The organism is Clostridium tarantellae, assembly GCF_009295725.1.
Lineage (GTDB): Bacteria > Bacillota > Clostridia > Clostridiales > Clostridiaceae > Sarcina > Sarcina tarantellae.
On sequence record NZ_WHJC01000323.1, the window covers coordinates 1 to 3,588 of the forward strand.

Below are 3,588 nucleotides of genomic sequence, written 5' to 3' on the forward strand. Positions count from 1 at the left end.
TAATAATTTTATTCTTATAAAATAAATTATTTTATATAATTTATTTTAACACTTTAAATTTGAAACTTTAACCATTTTTTTACTACATATTATATGTTTTTTGATTTTATTTTCAAATTTTATATTTTTAAAATTTAATATAACTAAAAATAATCTTTATATCTAATATTTATTTACCTTTTTCTTTATTAAATAATATTAATCTACTTATAAAAAAAATAAATTATAATATATTTTAATTCTTTGAACAAACAGCTATAGTATAATCAAAGTAGAAATATAAATTTGGAGATGATTTTTATGAATAATGATGAAAAAATCAAAAAATTAAAAGAAATAATTAAATATAGTAACAACATAGTATTCTTTGGCGGTGCTGGTACTTCTACAGAATCCGGCATACCAGACTTTAGAAGCGCTAATGGTTTATTTAATGAAAAACTTAATATAACTTTTACTCCTGAACAATTGGTATCTCATAGTTTTTATATTCGTTATCCAGAACAATTTTTTAATTATTATAAATCTAAACTTATCTATCCTCATGCAAAACCTAATAAGGCTCACTTTGCTTTAGCTAAACTAGAAAAAGAGGGCAAATTAAAGGGAGTGATAACTCAAAATATTGATGGACTTCATCAAATGGCTGGAAGTAAAAATGTTTTAGAACTTCATGGTTCTATCCATAGAAATTATTGTGTTAATTGTGGTAAATTTTATGATTTAAATTCCTTTCTTGCTTTAAAAGGACCAATTCCTAAATGTAATGAATGTGGAAATATTGTTAAACCTGATGTAGTTTTATATGAAGAAGGCTTAGATGATGAAGTGATAAATAAAACTTTATCGTTAATAAGTAATGCCGAAACTTTAATAGTTGGGGGCACATCTTTAGTAGTTTATCCAGCTGCAAGTTTTATAAGATATTTTAAAGGAAAAAATCTTATACTTATAAATAAATCAGAAACACAATATGATTCTATAGCTAACTTAGTAATTAATGAATCTATAGGAAAAATTTTATATGAATGTACAAAATAAAATATATTCTTTTTAACTTCATATTATAAAAATTCAGTTAAATAATTGAAAATGCTTTAATCATATTATAAATAATTATTAAGATAAATGTTATCTTAGCTTGTGAATTTGTAATACATAAACAATTAAAACCTTTTATTTTTCATCTTAATTTATAAATAAATTTATAGTATAATTGGTTAATATAAGCAAGGAAAACGAAATACAAATTTTCAAAATTAAGGAGAAAATAATGTTAGATAAAAATAGTAATGAACCTCTACATTTACAATTATATAAGGTAATAAAAGAAAATATACAAAATAAAACTTTTATTGAAGGTGAAAAACTTCCATCTGAAAATGATTTTAAAGAAACTTATAATGTAAGTCGTTCAACTGTTAGACAAGCCTTAAGTAAATTAGAACAAGAATGTCTTATTTTTAAAGAAAAAAGAAAAGGTAGCTTTGTCTCCTATCATTCAGTAAATCAAAATTTAGATAATTTTTATAGCTTTTCCAAAGAATTAAAAAATTTAGGTAAAACTCCAAAATATAAATTAATATGTTTTGATAAAATTACACCAGATGATAATATAAAAAATATCATGCATTTAAACAAAAATGAACAAGTTTTTAAGATTGATATAGTAAGAAAAATGGAGGATGAACCTGTATTATTTGAAACAACTTATCTTCCTGCTAAAAGATTTAATGAGTTTGAAAAAATAGATTTAAATACTAATGCCTTATATGATGTTTTACAAGATAATTATAATGTAAAATTTACAGATGCAATTCAGACCTTTTATCCTGTATTACCTGATAAAACAAAAAAACATTTATTAGCTATAAATTCTAAAGATACTATAGCTTGTATGGGAGTAGAACGAATAAGTTATGAAAATAATCTTATAGTTGAATATACAAAAGCTGTTGTTAAAGGAAATAAATTTAAATATCAAATTAGATTAAAAAATAATGATGTTCCTTTAATTTAAAAAAATAAAGGGGCTGTCACTAGTAAATTTTAATTTTATAATATGCTAGCCCCTTTTATTCATGTTAAGAAACTCTTCTTTTTTCTAACTCTTTTGTTACTTCTACTAATCTTTTCTTTGATAAGTTAAATACAAACATTAAAGATAAAGCTGCAATTGTTACTGCCATAAGAGGTGCAAAGGTTGCTATTCTCTTTATTCCTAATGCAACTTGAGGACTTTGTTCTTTTATTCCCCCAACATACCCAATAAGAGTTAGAGCAAATCCACCTAATCCACCAGCAGCAGCTTGTCCTAATTTACGTACAAAAGAATATGAGGAATAAACTATCCCTTCTTCTCTTTTTCCTGTAATATATTCTTGATAATCTATAACATCTGCAACCATAGCCCAAGTTACTGAGTTTAAAAATGCAATTCCCACATTAGCTATCATTTGAAATGATATAAAGATAAATGGATTAGTTATTGGTGCTAAAAATAATATTAAATACGTTATTGCTGTAAAAGTTAATCCTATACTTGCTAATTCCTTTTTACCTAACTTTTTAGCAAGAGGGGTTACAAAAGGCAATACTAAAAATGATGCTCCCATACCTAACATACCAGCAACTGATAATAAGTCTGGTGCTTTAAAATAATCTTTATAAAGATATGGTGTTAATGAATTTACTAACATTGTTGATGAAATAACTGAACAAGATGTTAACATAATTCCTAATAAGGCACGATTTTTACATAAACCTTTTAAACTTTTCTTTAAATTTATTTTTGGCTTTTTAGTATTTTTATGAATTATTCTTTCTTTTACCAAACTAAAAGCACCTATATAACTTGATATAGAAATTATTGCAAATATAATTCCAATGCTCATAAATCCTTTAGCTGTAGCTTTATGTCCTCCAGCAAAAACTAATTTTGGTGCTAAACACATTATTATTAAATTAGCTAACATATATCCTATAGTTCTCCACATAGAAAGAGAGGTTCTCTGAACTGGATCATCAGTTATAACTGATGCTAAAGAACCATAAGGAATACTCATACCTGTAAACATCATACCAAATAATATGTATGTTACATATGCATATATTATTTTTGCGCTATTACTTAAACCTGGAAAATAAGTAAAGCATAAAAATCCTGATGCAACTACTGGTACTGAAAAGTATAATAAATAACGTCTAAATTTTCCTGTTTTAGTACTTGGTCTTGAATCTACAAAAGTTCCCATGATAGGATCATTTATAGCATCCCATATACGAGCTATTATAAATAGAGATCCTACAGAAGCTGCTGAAATTCCTAATACATCTGTATAAAATAACATTAAGTAGCCTCCTATAAATGAGAAAAACATGCAGTTCCCTAAATCCCCCAACATATATCCAAATTTATCTTTTATACTAAAAGGTTCTATTTCACTTATAACCGTTGGTTTTGTTTTTTCTTTTATCATTTCTGCCATAAAAAATACACTCTCCTTAAACTAAGTAGTTAAACTAACTGTAAAATTTTTTTATAAAACCATATTGTTAAATTTAGCAATACATAAAATAAAACAGCTT

General features: G+C 24.9%; 3 protein-coding genes. 2 read left to right on the forward strand and 1 reads right to left on the reverse strand.

Features of this window, described 5'->3' with window-relative positions; translation table 11 throughout:
• The first annotated feature begins 300 nt into the window (after window positions 1-300).
• Both GBZ86_RS13780 and GBZ86_RS13785 read left to right on the forward strand, forming a co-directional pair.
• The gene (locus tag GBZ86_RS13780) at window positions 301-1,041 is read left to right on the forward strand and encodes an NAD-dependent protein deacylase (protein WP_152891594.1); all 741 of its coding nucleotides are present in this window, start codon (window positions 301-303) and stop codon (window positions 1,039-1,041) included.
• 232 nt (window positions 1,042-1,273) lie between these two features.
• Window positions 1,274-2,020, forward strand: coding sequence for a GntR family transcriptional regulator (locus tag GBZ86_RS13785; RefSeq protein ID WP_152891596.1), 747 nt, complete (start codon window positions 1,274-1,276; stop codon window positions 2,018-2,020).
• A 64-nt stretch (window positions 2,021-2,084) separates the two neighbouring features.
• Here GBZ86_RS13785 and GBZ86_RS13790 read toward each other — a convergent pair whose 3' ends face one another.
• Window positions 2,085-3,488 (reverse strand): MFS transporter, encoded by a 1,404-nt coding sequence (locus tag GBZ86_RS13790; protein WP_234885173.1) that lies wholly within the window; start codon window positions 3,486-3,488, stop codon window positions 2,085-2,087.
• Window positions 3,489-3,588 lie beyond the last annotated feature (100 nt).

Excerpts from the sequence above, each read along its gene's own strand:
- GBZ86_RS13780 (WP_152891594.1), top strand. The coding sequence starts at position 301 with ATGAATAATGATGAAAAAATCAAAAAATTAAAAGAAATAATTAAATAT.
- GBZ86_RS13785 (WP_152891596.1), top strand. The coding sequence starts at position 1,274 with ATGTTAGATAAAAATAGTAATGAACCTCTACATTTACAATTATATAAG.
- GBZ86_RS13790 (WP_234885173.1), bottom strand. The coding sequence starts at position 3,488 with ATGGCAGAAATGATAAAAGAAAAAACAAAACCAACGGTTATAAGTGAA.